Raw genomic sequence first — 17,631 nt, 5'->3', positions numbered from 1 at the left:
GATCCCCAATTCTCCTCTCTACCCTCTTGCGAATTTTTAATTAGTTGATACACTTGTTCTTCATTAGCCCAGTGAACCAGCGCCTATGGTGCACATCAAGCGCGTGGAACTTACGAACTTCAAATCCTTCGGTGGCACTACCTCAGTCCCTTTGCTACCGGGGTGTACTGTCATATCTGGGCCAAATGGTTCCGGTAAATCTAATATTCTAGATGCTCTGCTATTTTGCCTGGGACTCTCCAGTTCTAAGGGAATGCGAGCCGATCGCCTTCCAGATTTGGTAAATAACACTCAAACGTCTAAAGGACGCGCTTCTATTGAAGCTAGCGTCACTGTGACGTTTGATTTGTCAGGGGAGGATATCTCACTCAAAGCCACAAAAGCGCAAAATGAGGAAAACTTAGAGACAGTTGAGGAAGTTGAGGAAGTTGAGGAAGCAGAGGAAGAAAATCCAAAATCCAAAATCGTTCGAGTGAGCGAAGCCGAAGTCCAAAATCCAAAATTGGCAGAGTGGAGTGTCACTAGAAGGCTGCGGGTTACTCACCAAGGAAGTTACACGTCCAATTACTATATCAATGGTGTATCTTGCACGCTGACGGAATTACATGAGGAACTAAGTAACCTGCGGGTTTATCCCGAAGGCTATAACGTCGTGCTGCAAGGGGATGTCACCAGCATTATCTCGATGAATGCGCGAGAACGCCGGGAAATTATTGATGAATTGGCGGGGGTGGCGGCGTTCGATCGCAAAATTATCCAAGCTAAATCAACTTTAGATGAGGTGAAGGAAAAAGAAGATAGCTGTCGGATTATTGAGACGGAATTAACTGCACAGCGCGATCGCCTTTCCCAAGATCGGGCTAAAGCTGAGAAATATCAAAAACTCCGCACGGAATTTTTGGCTAAACAATCGTGGGAAGCAGTTTTATCATGGCGATCGCTACAAGCACAACAAGAAAAGTTAGTTAAGGAAATTCAAACGGGCGATCGCAATTCTGGTGAACTCACTACCCAACTCACCAACCTAAATTCTGAAATCGTTCAAAAAACAGATCAACTTGAACAACTCAATGCCCATGTGAAAGCATTGGGAGAAGATGAACTTTTGGCGGTACAATCTACCCTCGCCACCCAAGAAGCAGAACGAAAACAACTCCAGCGTCAGCTAACGGAATTAGAAACAGCAACCCAGGAAACTGCCAAACGTCTGGCTCAAACTCAGCAAGAGATTCAAAAACACCGTCTTTCCTTAGAAGAAATTGCCGAAACAGAGGTTGTAGAGGGGCAATCTATTGTCTATTGTCAGCAGCAAAGGGATGAGGTACAGCAAGCGCTACAAACTTCCCGCGAAGCAGCAACAGAAATTGCTTCAGCTTCGGAAGCGTGGGTGCAGCAACAAACGGCATTCAACCGTCAAATTGAAACTCTGCTGCAAACTCTGGAACCGCAACGCACGGAACAAGCACAACTTAGGGAACGCAATAATCAGTTACAGCAACTAATTTCCGAACAAACCCTGTTAATTGAACGCGACGAACCCCAGTTAGCCCAAAAACAAGCTGAGTGCAGTCGAGTTGAAACAGAATTTAACGCCTCTAGTGAACCCATCCAAAATTTAGCCGAAAATCTCTCAGCCATAGAACAAGAATTGCAAATCCAACAGGAAACCCAAAAGCGGTTACTTTTTGAACAACGAGAAAAACAACGCCAGTTGGATAAAATAGAAGCGCAAACGCAAGCACAGCAAGAAGTCCAAGGAACCCAAGCTAGTAAAGTCATTTTACAATCGGGAATGCCTGGACTTTGTGGCTTAGTTGTGCAGTTAGGAAAGGTGGAACCCCGCCATCAGCTAGCTTTGGAAATGGCCGGCGGTGGACGCTTGGGACATATTGTGGTGGAAGATGACAGCATCGCCGCAGCGGGTATTGAATTGCTCAAACAAAAACGTGCAGGGAGGGCGACTTTTTTACCGCTAAATAAAATTCACGCTGCCAAATTTACTCAAGATGCAACGCTGCGTTTTGCCAATGGCTTCGTTAATTATGCTGTTAACTTAGTCGATTGCGATCGCCGTTACAAAGATGTATTTAGCTATGTTTTCGGTAATACGGTAGTATTTGCCAACCTTGAGGCGGCGCGGAAAAATTTAGGGCTATATCGCATCGTCACCTTAGATGGGGAATTGTTAGAAACCAGCGGTGCAATGACTGGTGGTAGTAACACCCAGCGTTCAGCGTTACGTTTTGGCAATGCGGAAGCGGCGGAATCTGATGAAGCGATCGCTTTAAGAAGTCGCTTGCTGGATATTGAGCGGGTTTTAGAGCGTTGTACTGAGGCGATCGCTACTTTGTCAACCCGAACAAAAAAACTGACGCCGGAACTCACAGAAGCACGTCAGGCGCGGCGCGAACAGCAGTTGCAATTGGAACAGTTGCAGAAAGACATTAAGAGTTTGACAGCGCAATTAGAGGGGACGCGATCGCAACTTACACAAAATAGCGGAAAGTTAGCCACTGCTCAATCCCGATTGGAAATTTTAGAGCGGGAATTACCGGGACAAGAAAATCAGTTGCAACAATTGCGACACGCTTTAGCAGAATTGGAAGCATCTCAAACTCCCAGTGAATGGCAGCAAATCCAGGCAACGATTAAAATTCAAGAGCAACAATTGCAACAACGGGAGACGGCATTAAGAGAAGCTGAACAAAGATTAAAAAATTTGGAAAATCAGCAACAACGTTTGCAAGAAAAAATCCAAGAAGCAGAGACACGAATCGCAGAATATGAAACCCAAAAAATCTCATGTAGAGACGCGATTTATCGCGTCTCTACACAAATCACAACGATAGACGACCAAATCACCCAAACCCGTCTATCGTTGAGTCAAATGGAACAGGATTTGGGAGAAGAGAAACAAAAACGCGACGCTACAGAACAGGAAGTGCGATCGTACCTTTTGCGTCAACAACAATTGCAATGGGAAATAGAAAAACTCAGAGAAACCCAAGAGAAGCGGCGGGAGGAATTAGTTGCACTGCAAAGCCAGTTGCGGGATGTGGGAGCAGAATTACCAAATCCATTGCCAGAAGTTCCAGATCAGGTAGATTTGGAAGAATTGCAGAAAGAATTGCGATCGCTTACCAAACGCTTGCAAGCGATGGAACCCGTAAATATGCTGGCGTTGGAAGAGTACGAACGCACCCAAAACCGCCTTCAGGAACTGACGCAAAGGTTGCAAACCTTAGAAGGGGAACGCACCGAATTACTTTTGCGGATTGAAAACTTTACAACATTACGCCAACTTGCCTTTAAAGAAGCTTTCGATGCTGTCAACGAAAACTTTCAATCGATTTTTGCCATCCTTTCAGACGGCGACGGCTTCCTGCAACTGGAAAATCCCGAAGATCCCTTTAGCAGTGGGCTAAATTTAGTCGCCCATCCCAAAGGGAAACCTGTACAGCGCCTAGCTTCCATGTCTGGGGGAGAAAAATCACTCACAGCCTTGAGCTTTATCTTTGCTCTCCAACGCTATCGCCCATCGCCCTTTTACGCCTTTGACGAAGTGGATATGTTCTTGGATGGGGCAAACGTAGAACGATTAGCTAGAATGATTAAGCAACAATCACAACAAGCGCAATTTATAGTTGTGAGTTTACGTCGTCCGATGATAGAATCAGCCGAACGCACAATCGGCGTTACTCAAGCACGAGGAGCTTACACTCAAGTTTTGGGGATTAAGTTACAATCATCCAATACATCCGCTTGAGTTTTTGTTAATAATAGTGTATAGATAAACCGGATTCGAGATCAGGACTCGGTATAGAATGACCTCTGAACAGATAATTAGGCGTTCCGACATATTAAATACCCAGGTGATTACCCGCGACAACGGCAAGCGGCTAGGCATCGTCAGTCAAGTCTGGGTTGATATTGATCAACGAGAGGTTGTGGCTCTTGGTTTGCGAGACAGCCTGATCTCTATTTCGGGCATACCGCGCTACATGTACCTCAACAACATCAACCAGATTGGTGATGTCATCCTGGTTGATAACGAAGATGTAATTGAAGATATCGAAGTTGAATCTCTCAGTAATCTGATTAACTGGGAAGTAATTACAGAAACAGGTGAAGTATTAGGCAAAGTTCGGGGCTTTAAGTTCAACGCCGAAACCGGGAAGCTTAACTCCATAGTCATTGCTTCTTTAGGATTGCCCCAAATTCCCGAACAATTTTTGAGTACTTACGAGTTCTCAGTCGATGAAATTGTCAGCACCGGCCCCAATCGATTGATTGTGTTTGAGGGAGCCGAAGAACGGGTAAACCAGTTGACAACTGGTTTGCTAGAGCGCCTGGGTATTGGCAAAGCGCCGTGGGAGAGGGATGCAGATGAAGAATATGGTTATACTCCACCACGCACAATTGCAGCACCCAATCAACTGCCCAGTGGAGTGCCATTGCAGCCACCCAAGCAGAGAGTTCGTGCCCCTGAACCCGTAGCGCGGGAAGAGGAATGGACAGAAGACTATGTGGAAGAGCAAAGGCCACAGCGTCAGGTAATGAAGGCGCGGCAGTATGAATCTATTCAATACGAAGAAGACGAGGAAGAAGATAACTGGAGTGAGGCAACGGGCAACGACAGGTATCAACAACCGCAACCGCTAAAGTATGAAGCCCAGCCCTACAGCAAGCCATATGTTGACGAATACGATGATTATGACGACGTAGAGGGCGATGCTTGGGAAGATGCGCCGAAGCCCGTGAATATTCCTAAGAAAGTCAAAGAGAGACTGCCAGAATACGAAGAAGAAGAAGGATATTAGGCTAGCCCCACCCCTAACCCTCTCCTCGCAAGCGAGGAGGGGGCTTTTTTTTATGAACAAAAGTAAAACAAAACGCACCGTCTAAACTCCATCATAGGGATTATGACAGGTTAAGGGAGCTTGTAGTAAGCACTTTAGTGGAATGGCACTCAATCCCAGCAATCAAGTCTAGAGCAAGTCAATTAATTTTGGATGATAGAATTCTCGCGTTTACAGCTATTTTCAGGTAAATAGACCACGCGGTAGGGGCGCAAGGTCTTGCGCCCCTACGACAGATGTGGTTCAAATACATAAAAACTGCTGTAAATTCGGGGGCAACTCTTAGAGACGCTAGGCGAACAAACATGGATTAAATAATGGAACGCAAGTCGTAGAAAAGCGACAGGACTATTTTGTTAGTGCTGCATCATCCCAGGAAAGATTGCAGTTGGAGAGAGTACCCTCTAGGGTACTGTTAACCTCCAAGTAGTCATACTACGATGTAAACAAGTAATCAAGCGGTTAATTTATAGATTTAAGTAAGTAGAAAAGTACAAAAAAGATAGCTATGTAAAGAAAACTAACGGGCTAAAATCCTTTTCGCTTCTGCCCTTCTTTTAATGGAGACGCTGGCGCGTAGCAAGATCCCCGTAGGGGTACGGGTGACTGGTCATTCCGACGCTCGATTACTCACTACCGCTGCGCTAACAACAGTTGCTCATAGAAGAAACACTTAAGACTGCACTGCTTTACCTTTTGATAAATATCTAGTATAAGTCGGCAAAAATCCAGCTACCATCTCAATTAACCAAGTAAGGGGCAAAATCCCTTGTTAAAGGTATGCAAACTTTCACCAACTTGTACTAGTAGTCTGCCAATCAAATTTCGCTTAGTATAGCAGACTTGAAGTACTTCCTAAATAAGCCTTTTGGCTTCAATTACCTAGTAAAGTTATCTTGGTATATCGGCCTAAAATACCTAGCTTATCCGTTATTTTAACTAGGATGAGTAGAGGTTATTTTTCACTGCCTATACCTGTAGTTTCTACCATAGCTAACAATATTATTTTTAGAGATTAATCATGGTTTCAATCGATGAATCACCCCTGCCTAATATTTTGGGATTTTTATCATTAGCTAGTTATATAGCCACATTAATTCCCACAATTATAAAAATTATTTTTCCGCAAACTAAAGAGACTGGAATTCCCCAATGGCTGCTAAAACGCCGCCGGAGCATCGGTATTATTGCTTTCTTTTTCGCTTTAGGTCATGGTTTCCTAATGGTTCAAAAGAGAAACTTTGATTTTTTGGACATCAAGACATTTTGGATATATATCCAGGGTATAAGCACTTTCATAATTTTTACACTTCTATCTATAACTTCTAATAATTGGAGTGTAAAAAAACTGAAAAAGAACTGGAAGCAATTACATAAACTCACTTATGTAGCTATGGTTCTTTTGATTTGGCATATCTGGGATAAGATGTCAGGTCATTGGACGTATTTAACACCGATTAGCCTTGCTGCTACTACCATAATCACAGTTTTATTTCTCATCCGACTTTGGATTGAACACCAGGGTAAGCAACAAAAAAATGCAAATAAAGTAGATTTAGCAGAAAAAAGCATTAGTACAACATGGCAAAAGTAACTAATTAGTTAAAAAAAGCTAAAACAAGCTTTCTTTTCTTCTGGCTTCTGTTTTCTTGTACTATTTGTTGCTCAAATTGTGTAAATGGAGGTCGCTCTGTAGTGTCAAACTCAATTGTTAAAAAAATTACAGTAGTACTGGCAATTACATTTACAGCAACCTTGGTTGGGTTTAGCTCTTATCGTTTACTATTAGCGTTCCAGATGGTCACACCTGGCGTTATCTCCTTGCCAATCATTCAACCTTATCAAACCCTCAAAGGACATTCAGCGTGGATTTATGCGATCGCTATCAGTCCAGATGGTAATACTTTAGCTAGTGGTAGCTATAATGGCACGATCAAGATTTGGAATCTGCACACTGGCAAATTACTCCACACTTTTAAAGGTCATGCTGATGCAGTTGTATCCTTGGCAATTAGCAATGATCACCGTATACTCGCTAGTGGCAGCTGGGATAATCGAATTAAACTGTGGAATCTGGAAACAGGAACTCTCATCCGTACCCTTGATGGGCATAAAGACGATGTAGAAGCAATTGCGATCAGTGCCAATGGAAAATTGCTGGCTAGTAGCAGTGCTGACAATACCATTAAGCTCTGGAATCTGGACACAGGCAAAGAACTCTTTACGCTCCCGGATGTAGGCTGGGTTAAATCTGTTACTTTTAGCCCCGATAGCCAGAAGTTAGCCAGTGGCAGTAGAGATAACTCCATCAGAATTTGGCAGCTAAGTACTGGCAGTCCGACACTCATACAGACTTTCACAGGGCATTCCCAAGAAGTATGTTCTGTTGCCTTTAGTCCTGATGGGCAAACCCTTGCCAGTGGCAGTAGGGATAAAACCATCAAACTGTGGCGTCTGGGCGATGGCAAATTGTTGCATACTCTAGCGGGGCATTCCCAAGCCGTATGGTCTGTTGCCTTTAGTCCTAATGGACAGACCTTAGCCAGTAGTAGTTATGACACAACAATCAAGCTCTGGCATCTAGCTACTGGCAAACTCCTTGCTAACTTTGCAGGACATACTAAGTCTGTATGGTCTGTTGCCTTTAGTCCTAATGGGCAAACCCTAGTAAGTGGCAGTGCTGACGAAACCATCAAACTTTGGTCTATACCCCGCGATACCACTGCTCATAAGTAGTCAGCTTTTCTTCGCATCGACTTAGGCTTACTGGGTAAGCGGGTTTTGACGACCGCAGCGAGAGTTAGGCTTTGGGTTTAAAGTTTACTCTGTCCGCAGAATCTCAGTCCCTTCAGAACTGAGAGTGTCAATTTTTGGAACTAATTACTTAACTATTCAGAAACTCCCCAAAAGCTGATAGCGTCAAACAAAGGAAAGACATCGTTGTGGACCTTCGAGCTTGAAAACGCGTTCTAATTACTGGCAACTTCTGCCTTATATTCGACTCCAGTGGCAAACCATCACCAAGGGATTTGTTGGTATCTTGGGATACGTACTGGCGACATTAGTGTTGATCAATCTCGCCGGTAAATTGGCAATTCCCTTTGCACAAGGTAATGTAGTAGCGATCGCTCAAATAACTGGCAGCTGTGCCTTAGTCTTTCTTGTCAGAGGCTTGTTTCAGTCTATACAAGATATGTACATGGCGAAAGCTGCTTTAAGAGTTGCTTTTCATCTCCGCCAGCAAGTCTATGCCCATCTTCAAAAGCTAAATCTCAGCTATTTTGAAACAGCAAAAGCAGGTGATTTATCTTACCGCCTCACGGAAGATGTTGACAGAGTTGGCGAAGTGGTAAATAAAGTATTTCACGACTTTATCCCCTGTATTTTGCAGTTGCTAGCAATTCCAATTTACATGGTTTACCTGAATTGGCAACTGACACTAGCAACGGTGTTAATTGCACCGCTGATGGGTATTTTAGTCGGCTGGTTTGGTGAACGGTTACGCAAGTATTCTTTAAAAAGTCAAAATCGCGTATCAGGTTTGTCAGCCATCCTCGCGGAAGTTTTCAACGGTATTCGTTTGGTACAGGCTTTTGCTGCCGAAAATTACGAAATCGCCCGGTTTGGCCATGAAGCAGAACGCAGTCTCAAAGCCAAATATTCAGCCGAACGCCTGAAAGCGATTCAGATTCCGATCATCGGATTTCTAGAAGCCTTAAGTGCGTTATCGTTACTGATTGTGGGAGCGTGGCAAATTTCCCAAGGTAACTTGACAGTGGCGAGTTTTTTCAGTTATCTGGCGGCGGCGGCGCTGTTAATTGATCCCATTGGTCACACTACTAACAACTACAACGAATTTAAGCAAGGTGAAGCATCTGTTGACCGCGTTTTTGAATTGATGGCGATTCAGCCGATGGTGATCGAAAAGATCAATGCGATCGCTCTACCCCCACTCAAAGGCAAAGTAGAATATCGTCGTATTTCTTTTGCCTATAAGCCAGGTGAACCTGTATTAAAAGATATCAGTTTATTGGTATCGCCAGGGGAAGCGATCGCTCTTGTAGGTGCTTCTGGTGCTGGTAAAACCACATTTGTCAACCTCCTCCCCCGTTTTTACGACCCTGAAGCGGGGCAAATATTGATTGACAGTGTTGATATTCGGGATGTCAAGCTGCATAGTCTGCGGCGACAAATTGGGATTGTTCCTCAAGAAACCATCATGTTTTCCGGAACAATTGCCCAAAATATCGCTTTTGGACAAGATGTTTTTGAAATGAAAGCAGTTATAGAGGCGGCGAAAATTGCTAATGCCCATCAGTTTATTAGTCAACTGCCAGGGGGTTATCAGACTTGGGTGGGTGAACGTGGGGTAAACTTATCTGGTGGACAAAGACAAAGAATTGCGATCGCTCGTGCTGTTCTGCTCAATCCCCAAATTTTGATTCTTGATGAGGCGACATCAGCATTAGATTCTGAGTCAGAAGCACTGGTACAGGAAGCACTGGAAAGATTGATGCAAAACCGCACAGTATTTATTATTGCTCACCGTTTATCGACAGTTAAGAGGTGCGATCGCATTTTAGTTCTTGAACAGGGACAAATTGTCGAATCAGGAACCCATGAAGAATTATTAGCTCTAGAGCGTCGCTATGCGCGGTCTTATGCCCAGCAGTTTAGTTAGAGGCAGAGGAGGCAGGGGAGGCAGGGGGAGAAACAAATTCTTTGTTTTGTACCCCAGTTCCCTTGCTTCTTTTATGTCTATTTCCTAGACTGAATTGTCTTGATTAACTCATAAAAAGGTTGCCAATTATCTTCTTGAGCAATTGCTTCCCAAATAGATTCAATCACAGGTCTTAATAATGCCGTTTGCGGATTATGAACTGTTAAAGTTTGGGCAATTACATCGATGCTATCGTACTCCAAATCATTCAAAATTTGATGATACAGTATGCACCAATCATCAAAAATTCCTGACGCACCCGGTACTGGTACAATATCTGAACTGTTCATCACAAAACCTGGTTCATCTCGCCATTTAGATGAAAAAGTACGAGCCATCTCATAAAAGAATTGGTGATAACCAACTTGGCTCTCTTTCAAGAATTCAATCGTTAGATTCAAGAGTTCCTCAGCTTCTGGATGTTGCAAATCCTCAAAACCCAACTTTTTCAACATCAAAGAACTGTATTCAGCTTCATAATATTCACCAAACCTAACTAATCCAGCTTCCATTTCACCTTTATCAATAATCGCCTTTAAAGGTTCTTGGAGCATTTGTAGATTCAGCTGGCAAATACTTGGTTGATTCCCGTAACAGTAGCGTCCAGAATAGTCAAAATATGCAGCTATAAAGTAGGGATTATAACTAGGGATAAACGCGTAAGGGCCATAATCAAAACTCTCTCCGGTAATTGACATATTGTCAGTATTCAGGACTGCATGACAAAAGCCAGCAGCCATCCACTGCGCTGCTAATTCTGCAACTCGTTTCACTAATTCGGCGTAAAACAAGGCATATTTATCTTGTTCAGCACTTAAGTGTGGATAATACTGCTCAATTACGTGGTCTAACAGCTTTTTAGTTAAATCTGGACGCTGGAAATAGTGCAGTCGCTCAAAAGTGCCAAACCGAATATGAGAACTGCTCATTCTGACCATCACAGATGAACGGGTAGGCGAAGGTTCATCGCCTCGCCAGAGTGGTAAACCTGTTTCAATCATGCTCAGACAGCGCGAGGTACGTACACCCAAGTAATGCAGTGCTTCCGCAGCCAGAACTTCCCGCACTCCACCTTTGAGCGTGAGCATACCGTCGCCACCACGGGAGTAGGGCGTTCTCCCAGAACCTTTCGTGCCAAAATCGTACAATTCCCCATCATTGGCGCGTACTTGCCCGTAGAGAAAGCCTCTACCATCACCCAACTGTCCGTTATATTCACCAAATTGATAGCCGTGATAACGCAGTGCTAACAAGGGTTTGCGCCCCTGAAATTTACCAAAGGCTGTGATAAAATCTTCGTCTTTGACTAGTTGGGGGTCTAAACCTAAACGGGGCAGTAGTGCATCGTTACGCCAACGCAGGAGGTGTTGTGGAAATTCCGCTGCTGCAACCTCATCATAGTAGTCATCGCCTAGAGATTCCAAGGCGCTTTCGTAGTTGAGGGTGAGAAAAGGATTGCTAGAATTCTTGTAGTTTGGAGTTTCAGCCAGAGTCATTACGAGCAAAGCTTAATTCATTCTTCCCTTAATACTACCTCTGGCTTCAAACATCAGCATAGACGCAAAAAGCGACCCATATCTAAAATATGGCAGCGCCACCATCAAAATCTGGAGCGCATAATGGATAAAGTTTTACAATTAAAGAAAAAGTTGACTCAATTAGCTATTTTAGACGCAACATTTGAGGTTTTTGGCTCACAATCACACCAATATCAATTTAAACCTCGCTTGACTAATAAAGATATTCAAGTGTTTGAATCCAGATACAATATTATGCTACCAAGTGAATATCGAAACTTTCTCTTAAAAGTTGGTAATGGTGGTGCAGGGCCAGGATACGGCTTATCTGGACTGTCGGGAATTGAATATGAAGATGTCATCCCAGAAAAACTATACCACGAAAACTACGAAATTCTCTCTAAACCATTTCCTTTTACAGAAGCATGGAATGATTTGGATATGATTGTCAAGAATAATACAAGTTTTATTACCAACAATGATGCCTACTTCGATGAGAAGTTCATCCAGGGCACTCTTCCCATTACAAATTATGGTTGTGGAATTTATGGGATGTTAGTCATTACCGGGGAGCAGTCAGGAAAAATCTGGATAGATGACCGGACTAATGATAATGGAATATATGCTGCTTCTTTGAGTTTTTGTCATGCTTTCCATAACGTTGACCCTGATGATTTTCATCCAAATAGCGATGAAGATAAGCCTTTGAGTTTTTCTGATTGGTATGAAGACTGGCTCAACCGAAGTTTGGATCAAATGCGCCAGTCTTCCGAAACTTAATCTTAATTAAATAAAACTGATTTTTTACTTTTTAATTGGTTGTGATGTTGATGGAGTAACTCCTACTGAGTTTGATGTTGGTTGTGATGCCTGTGAAGATAGAATTTGTTTCACTTGCTGGTTATAGGTTTGCAAAATTGATTGAACCTTTTTTTGTTGGTCTTGATTCAAATCTAAAGATGTTAACACTGTTCTGACTCTCTGACGGGATTGCAGTGCTGTCTTAAATTTAGCAGCTTGGGACGGGTTTAATTCAGCCTCAATATCTTTATCTCTTTGCTGGCGAGCCACTTGGATTTGTTGGCGCTGTTGGGTTGTGAGTTTGATTCGCTGGTGTGATGCAGGACTAGTCTGAGTTTTTAAGGCTGGTGTAGTGACGGAACTTGGAGGTGGTGCTGCCAAGACAACTGCATGTAAGATTGTAGCAAAGGCGAAGATAGTAGAAAAGACAGATAAGCGCTTTATAGAATTAATGGACATTTTGAAAAACTCCTCAATCATTTAATAAAATTGAACACATCGGCTAAAACGAACCTTGGTAATTGAGCCGGAGAGTGAACAAACATTACTATTGCATTTGCTTGTGGAGTTGTTATGTATTTATTATGGATTTACGATGAATTTATAAATATTGCCAACTGATGTCTCGAATTTGTTAATTAGCTGTGTATAAATAAACATAATACCCAGCTCCCCAATTTATCTGAGAAGTTGGGGATCTATTTCCTAGTGTTTTCTCTTTCAGTAAGTTGAGCTAATTAAAACAGACTAAATAACCAAAATTCTCAGGATGTCGGTTAGTAAAATTCAATCGCCAAGGAAGAAAACTGCCCTAACTCACTAGAAACTTTAATTTATTTACACCTAGCTACTTATTTTCTTAGAAAAATAGCTGGTTAAAATTTAGGTGTTTGCCAGTTAGGATTTGTCAGACTTGTGAGAATATGATCTTCCCATTGCCCATTAATTAACAAATAGTCTCTAGCATATCCTTCAATGACAAAGCCTAGTCTTTTAAGTACATTGCCACTGCGCCGATTGTGAGGCATATAATTAGCCATGACTCGGTGAAAATTTAACTCTTCAAATAGATATTGAGTTGCGGCTTTTAGTCCTTCTGTCATGTATCCTTTACCTTGTTTACTTTCAGCAAGGCTATATCCCACATAGCAAAAATGAGCGGCTCCTCGGACAAAATTACTAAAATTGATAGTTCCAATAATTACAGTGGGATTTTTTTTGGTAAAAATAAATAGCTTTAACGATTGACCATTAATAAATTCCAGAAAACTATTCTCTATCTGATATTGCCAATATTCTTCAGTGAAAAAACCATCAGCCCAAAGAGGGTAAAATGGAGTCAGATAAGTTTTATTATGAATAAAGTATTTGAGAATTAGGGGTATATCTTCATGGATCGCCGCTCGTAAGAACAGGCGATCGCTTGTAATTAATGGCAGTTCTGATATCATAAACTACTTAATCGACGGGATCTCTTTCCAGAACATTCACTAGATTTTGTAAATTCTCTCATACCTACGGTTTAGCAACAGTGAGATTAGCTGTATTATGTACCAATTTGGATGATCAGTGGTGTAGGCATAGGTATTTAACCAAAAACGCCATCCTTTTGCTTTACTTGCAGGTGAGTATTTTTGCTGGTAATCTGTCATTCAACCAAAATCTTGATAAGCTGATGTCTAATATCTAGAGCGGAAGGATTGAGAGCTAATGGGTAATAAAGCGCAGTGCATGGCATAACTTCAAGAAAATCGCTTTGCCCAAACGCTCTATCGCAGGAGATTCTACCAAAAGACAGCTCAAGATTTAACCCAGTCTACAAGAAGGATAGTGATGTGGTGGGAATACGCTACGATTGGCAGGAATTAGAGATTCGGGCGATATACAACACGCCATTGCTAGAGCTTATTTATCAAGCTGCTAGCGTGCATCGCCAATATCATGACGCAACAAAAATACAAGTTTGTAAACTCATATCGATTAAAACCGGAGGTTGTCCAGAAGATTGTAGCTACTGTGCCCAATCTTCCCGCTATAAAACAGAGGTAAAGGCGCAAGCACTCCTAGAAAAAGAAACGGTAGTTAGCATTGCTCAAAAAGCTAAAGAAACTGGTGTTAGTCGCATCTGCATGGGTGCTGCTTGGCGCGAAGTGCGGGATAACTCACAATTTGAGGAAGTCCTGGAAATGGTCAAGGATGTAACCGCAATGGGTTTAGAAGTGTGCTGCACGCTAGGTATGTTGACAGCAAATCAGGCTAGGAAATTGGAAGAAGCCGGACTTTACGCCTACAACCATAATTTAGATACCTCGCAGGAATATTACAGCACAATTATTACCACGAGAACTTATAGCGATCGCTTGAACACAATTGAGAATGTCCGTCAGACAAATGTTACTGTCTGTTCCGGCGGTATCCTGGGTTTGGGTGAAACTGTTGATGACCGGGTTGGGATGTTACAAACTTTGGCAAACTTACATCCGCATCCAGAGTCAGTGCCAATTAATATTCTTTCACAAGTACCAGGCACACCCTTAGAAAATCAGCCTGATGTCCCCATTTGGGATATTGTGCGAATGATTGCCACAGCCAGGATTTTAATGCCAGCTTCCGATGTGCGTCTTAGTGCCGGTAGGGCTAGACTTTCTCAAGTTGAACAAGCTTTCTGCTTTATGGCGGGAGCCAATTCTATCTTTTCCAGCGACGATAACAAGATGTTAACGGTGACAACTCCTTGTCCAGATTACGATACTGACCGAGAAATGCTGAATTTACTTGGTTTGGGAATGCGTCCGCCTTCCCAAAGACAGGAGAAGGTAGCAAGTCCGGCTGTTGTGGGATAAATATTTTTTTGTGGGATGGGCATCTCGCCCATCCTTATTAAACTGAGGGCAGGCAAGACTTCGGCGTGAGCGCTCAGTCGAACGCTGCCCGCCCCACAAGAGTCTTAGTTAAATTATTTTGGCAGTCCGCAGACCGAAGAACAGAGCAAGAGCCAAACCAAAGAACAAAGCTAAAAAGCCGATGTAAGCTGCAATTGCAAACATTTATTTTTCTCCACAATACTTCCTAAATCTATTGAATCATTAGTTGTTGGGGATTGGGCATTGGGCAATTCAATTTTGGATAATGGAATTGATGATTTTAGATTAAATTTCAATTCTTTAATCCAAAATCGTTCGACTGAGCGTAGCCGAAGTCTAAAATCTAAAATTCTTACTCCCCACTCCCCACTCCCAGATTGCGATAGAATACAGCCCACTGGCGCTTGTTTGGGGTTGGGCAATGACTTCTGTAATTAATGTGAATTTACCAGAGCAGTCTTATGAGATTGCGATCGCACCTTCGAGTTTAGATCAACTGGGTCAACAGATGGCTAGTCTCAAGCTAGGCAAGAAGGTATTACTAGTTTCTAATCCGACAATTTTTAAGCATTTTGGGGAAAGAGCTAACGCATCCCTGACATCTGCTGGATTTGAAGTTGCTAGCTGCACCCTACCACCTGGTGAACGCTACAAAACCCTTAATTCCATCCAAAAACTTTACGATATCGCCTTGGAAAACCGTCTAGAACGTTCTTCTACTATGGTAGCTTTAGGCGGAGGTGTAATTGGTGATATGACTGGCTTTGCCGCCGCAACTTGGCTGCGCGGCATTAATGTTGTCCAAGTGCCTACCACTCTTTTAGCAATGGTGGATTCGGCAATTGGTGGCAAAACTGGGGTGAATCATCCCCACGGTAAAAACTTGATTGGGGCATTCCATCAACCGCGTCTAGTATTAATTGACCCAGATGTATTGAAAACTCTTCCTATGCGCGAGTTTCGGGCTGGGATGGCAGAAGTTATTAAGTATGGTGTGATTTGGGATGCCGAATTATTTGCTCAGTTGGAAGCAAGTAAACGCCTTGACCAACTCCGCTATGTAAAACCTGAATTAATAAACGCTATATTAATGCACTCTTGTCAAGCTAAAGCTGATGTTGTTGGCAAAGATGAAAAAGAAGGCGGATTACGGGCGATTCTCAACTATGGACATACCATCGGTCATGCAGTGGAAAGTTTGACTGGTTATCGTTTAGTGAATCACGGTGAAGCGGTAGCCATTGGCATGGTAGCAGCCGGTCAAATTGCTGTGGATTTGGGACTGTGGCAAAAAAAAGATACGGAACGTCAAAATGCTTTAATTCAAAAAACTGGTTTACCAACTCAGTTACCATCTGGGGTGGATATTGAAGAAATTATTCAGGCGTTGCAGTTAGATAAAAAAGTCAAAGCAGGGAAAGTACGGTTTGTTTTACCAACGGAGATTGGTGTAGTGACAGTTACCGATGAGGTGCCATCGGATATCATTCGGCAAGTGTTGCGGGGAATGTGAACAAGTTGAAGAAGAATTTAGGAGTCAGACTGCGGTCTAAATGATAAGTCTTTAGCCGGACTTGATATTACTCAAGGCAAGGTTTCTCTGCTGAGGCATCCGCTGCTTGCCGCGCTTCTTCATTCGCTTTTGCTCCACCTTTCACCCTCTTCGTTACACAGATTTTCTCTGGTGTGAGCTTCGCTACCGCCAGATAAGACGTTCTTTCATTTGGTGAATTGGGATTCTCATTGGCATACACCCGCACGATCAAGGCGATAGGCAGCACCTTTCCTTCCCTCCTCTCTACTCGCCATTCTGCTTTCTTCTCCAAAGTAGAGAAAGCTGTGGTGATGACCTGCGAATATTTGAGCGAATGCTGCTGCCCATCTGGTGTCAGCACGGTCACGGACTCTCGAGCATCTCCATCTTGAACTAGCAGGCTATAACCCGCCACTCCTGCACATTTCCGCACGGAAAAGCTGGTCTCCTGATCAACTTGGATGGTTTTGCAACGATTAGATGAAAGATCGGTATAAATGCTGTCAATGGAAGTTGCAAAAGCGAGATTAGGAAAGGCACAACTCAAGGTGCAAATAGCGATAAAATTTCTCACAAACATATTAAAACTCTCCTTTCACATAACTTAAAGGCGGATAACGGCATAATTCAGCCGTCGCTAATCATCTCGCTCGCTATTGGCAGCAATCACTGTTTTCGGACTTTGCCAAGCCGAAAATCCGGCTGCGATCGCGCCCATCAGCATTACCCTCAGCGCAATTGCCCCCAACTGAATTTGCCGATTCGCTTTGTGGTTCGCCTCTGACAACACCTGTGGCTGCTCTTTTGCTTGCGTCAATATTTGTCGTTATTTCATTTTGTCTCTATTAGAACAGAAGATTTGCCATAACTTTTCTAGAACCCTTTTGTTTAATAATTTTCCTGGTTCAAGATTTGCTCAAGTAAAAGTATCATAAAATGCAAAATATCCTAATGTAGGCGTAGCCCGCCGTAGGTATCGCTCTTGGTAGAAAACTTTTTGGTTTACTGAGTTTAGCTGTATACGGCTACAACATTAATTTGTGGCATTCCGGATTTGGCGAAAACATTTTTGTTATCCTTACCGTGGCAAGCAAGTATGCGGGAATTTCCTCTTTCCACCGCACCAGGGCATGTCACGAGATTTTGCATTGCTTCTGAAGTTTATTAATTAGGTTTGCTTATCATAAAATTATTTAGAAAAATCTAGAAAAATATATTTAAAAATACAGTGAATTAGACAAAAGTCTGTTTTCCAGAGCGTTCGCAAAAGTTTTCCGTCTACTAAATATAGTTATCTCCCAATTTTCCAGTTACTATATCGGAACTTCAGCTTTAC

14 protein-coding genes are annotated in these 17,631 nt (G+C 42.8%); 8 read left to right on the top strand and 6 right to left on the bottom strand.

The window, feature by feature from the left end; translation table 11 throughout:
- Window positions 1-85 precede the first annotated feature (85 nt).
- The 5 genes from smc to V7K40_RS04600 all read left to right on the top strand — a co-directional run bounded on the left by smc (window position 86) and on the right by V7K40_RS04600 (window position 9,540).
- Window positions 86-3,766 (top strand): chromosome segregation protein SMC, encoded by a 3,681-nt coding sequence (gene smc, locus V7K40_RS04620; RefSeq protein ID WP_334957149.1) that lies wholly within the window; start codon window positions 86-88, stop codon window positions 3,764-3,766.
- 58 nt (window positions 3,767-3,824) lie between these two features.
- Window positions 3,825-4,820: a PRC-barrel domain-containing protein gene (locus V7K40_RS04615; protein ID WP_334957148.1), complete on the top strand. Its 996-nt coding sequence runs from the start codon at window positions 3,825-3,827 to the stop codon at window positions 4,818-4,820.
- 1,060 nt (window positions 4,821-5,880) lie between these two features.
- A complete protein-coding gene (locus V7K40_RS04610) occupies window positions 5,881-6,453 on the top strand; it encodes a ferric reductase-like transmembrane domain-containing protein (RefSeq protein ID WP_334957146.1) in 573 nt (190 codons plus the stop codon).
- A 101-nt stretch (window positions 6,454-6,554) separates the two neighbouring features.
- Entirely contained in the window at window positions 6,555-7,595 is a 1,041-nt protein-coding gene (locus V7K40_RS04605; protein WP_334957144.1) for a WD40 repeat domain-containing protein, read from the top strand.
- Between the two features lie 220 nt (window positions 7,596-7,815).
- Window positions 7,816-9,540: an ABC transporter ATP-binding protein gene (locus tag V7K40_RS04600; RefSeq protein ID WP_334957142.1), complete on the top strand. Its 1,725-nt coding sequence runs from the start codon at window positions 7,816-7,818 to the stop codon at window positions 9,538-9,540.
- 77 nt (window positions 9,541-9,617) lie between these two features.
- Here V7K40_RS04600 and V7K40_RS04595 read toward each other — a convergent pair whose 3' ends face one another.
- The gene (locus V7K40_RS04595) at window positions 9,618-11,075 is read right to left on the bottom strand and encodes a YdiU family protein (RefSeq protein ID WP_334957140.1); all 1,458 of its coding nucleotides are present in this window, start codon (window positions 11,073-11,075) and stop codon (window positions 9,618-9,620) included.
- Window positions 11,076-11,198: 123 nt separating this feature from the next.
- On the opposite strand from V7K40_RS04595, the gene V7K40_RS04590 reads away from it, so the two are divergent.
- Window positions 11,199-11,876 (top strand): SMI1/KNR4 family protein, encoded by a 678-nt coding sequence (locus tag V7K40_RS04590; protein WP_334957138.1) that lies wholly within the window; start codon window positions 11,199-11,201, stop codon window positions 11,874-11,876.
- Between the two features lie 24 nt (window positions 11,877-11,900).
- Here V7K40_RS04590 and V7K40_RS04585 read toward each other — a convergent pair whose 3' ends face one another.
- Both V7K40_RS04585 and V7K40_RS04580 read right to left on the bottom strand, forming a co-directional pair.
- Window positions 11,901-12,356: a hypothetical protein gene (locus V7K40_RS04585; RefSeq protein ID WP_334957136.1), complete on the bottom strand. Its 456-nt coding sequence runs from the start codon at window positions 12,354-12,356 to the stop codon at window positions 11,901-11,903.
- 416 nt (window positions 12,357-12,772) lie between these two features.
- Window positions 12,773-13,348 (bottom strand): GNAT family N-acetyltransferase, encoded by a 576-nt coding sequence (locus V7K40_RS04580; RefSeq protein ID WP_334957134.1) that lies wholly within the window; start codon window positions 13,346-13,348, stop codon window positions 12,773-12,775.
- 384 nt (window positions 13,349-13,732) lie between these two features.
- Between V7K40_RS04580 and bioB the strand changes: the two genes are divergently transcribed.
- Window positions 13,733-14,740: a biotin synthase BioB gene (bioB, locus tag V7K40_RS04575; RefSeq protein WP_334957132.1), complete on the top strand. Its 1,008-nt coding sequence runs from the start codon at window positions 13,733-13,735 to the stop codon at window positions 14,738-14,740.
- Window positions 14,741-14,848: 108 nt separating this feature from the next.
- Here the strand turns inward: bioB and V7K40_RS04570 are convergent, their stop codons facing one another.
- Window positions 14,849-14,944: a cytochrome b6-f complex subunit PetL gene (locus V7K40_RS04570; protein WP_273765714.1), complete on the bottom strand. Its 96-nt coding sequence runs from the start codon at window positions 14,942-14,944 to the stop codon at window positions 14,849-14,851.
- Window positions 14,945-15,182: 238 nt separating this feature from the next.
- Between V7K40_RS04570 and aroB the strand changes: the two genes are divergently transcribed.
- A complete protein-coding gene (gene aroB, locus V7K40_RS04565; RefSeq protein WP_334957130.1) occupies window positions 15,183-16,274 on the top strand; it encodes a 3-dehydroquinate synthase in 1,092 nt (363 codons plus the stop codon).
- Between the two features lie 67 nt (window positions 16,275-16,341).
- On the opposite strand, the gene V7K40_RS04560 is transcribed toward aroB, so the two are convergent.
- Together V7K40_RS04560 and V7K40_RS04555 are read right to left on the bottom strand one after the other, a co-directional pair.
- Window positions 16,342-16,875: a hypothetical protein gene (locus V7K40_RS04560; protein WP_334957128.1), complete on the bottom strand. Its 534-nt coding sequence runs from the start codon at window positions 16,873-16,875 to the stop codon at window positions 16,342-16,344.
- Between the two features lie 57 nt (window positions 16,876-16,932).
- Entirely contained in the window at window positions 16,933-17,112 is a 180-nt protein-coding gene (locus V7K40_RS04555) for a hypothetical protein (protein WP_334957126.1), read from the bottom strand.
- Window positions 17,113-17,631: the final 519 nt, after the last annotated feature.

The sequence above is a fragment of the Nostoc sp. genome, assembly GCF_036917195.1.
In the GTDB taxonomy this organism is placed as follows: Bacteria; Cyanobacteriota; Cyanobacteriia; order Cyanobacteriales; family Nostocaceae; genus Nostoc.
This window is presented reverse-complemented; position numbering and strand designations above follow the sequence as displayed.

Excerpts from the sequence above, each read along its gene's own strand:
- aroB (WP_334957130.1), top strand. The coding sequence starts at position 15,183 with ATGACTTCTGTAATTAATGTGAATTTACCAGAGCAGTCTTATGAGATT.
- V7K40_RS04570 (WP_273765714.1), bottom strand. The coding sequence starts at position 14,944 with ATGTTTGCAATTGCAGCTTACATCGGCTTTTTAGCTTTGTTCTTTGGT.
- smc (WP_334957149.1), top strand. The coding sequence starts at position 86 with ATGGTGCACATCAAGCGCGTGGAACTTACGAACTTCAAATCCTTCGGT.
- V7K40_RS04615 (WP_334957148.1), top strand. The coding sequence starts at position 3,825 with ATGACCTCTGAACAGATAATTAGGCGTTCCGACATATTAAATACCCAG.
- V7K40_RS04560 (WP_334957128.1), bottom strand. The coding sequence starts at position 16,875 with ATGTTTGTGAGAAATTTTATCGCTATTTGCACCTTGAGTTGTGCCTTT.
- V7K40_RS04580 (WP_334957134.1), bottom strand. The coding sequence starts at position 13,348 with ATGATATCAGAACTGCCATTAATTACAAGCGATCGCCTGTTCTTACGA.
- V7K40_RS04610 (WP_334957146.1), top strand. The coding sequence starts at position 5,881 with ATGGTTTCAATCGATGAATCACCCCTGCCTAATATTTTGGGATTTTTA.
- V7K40_RS04585 (WP_334957136.1), bottom strand. The coding sequence starts at position 12,356 with ATGTCCATTAATTCTATAAAGCGCTTATCTGTCTTTTCTACTATCTTC.
- V7K40_RS04595 (WP_334957140.1), bottom strand. The coding sequence starts at position 11,075 with ATGACTCTGGCTGAAACTCCAAACTACAAGAATTCTAGCAATCCTTTT.
- V7K40_RS04590 (WP_334957138.1), top strand. The coding sequence starts at position 11,199 with ATGGATAAAGTTTTACAATTAAAGAAAAAGTTGACTCAATTAGCTATT.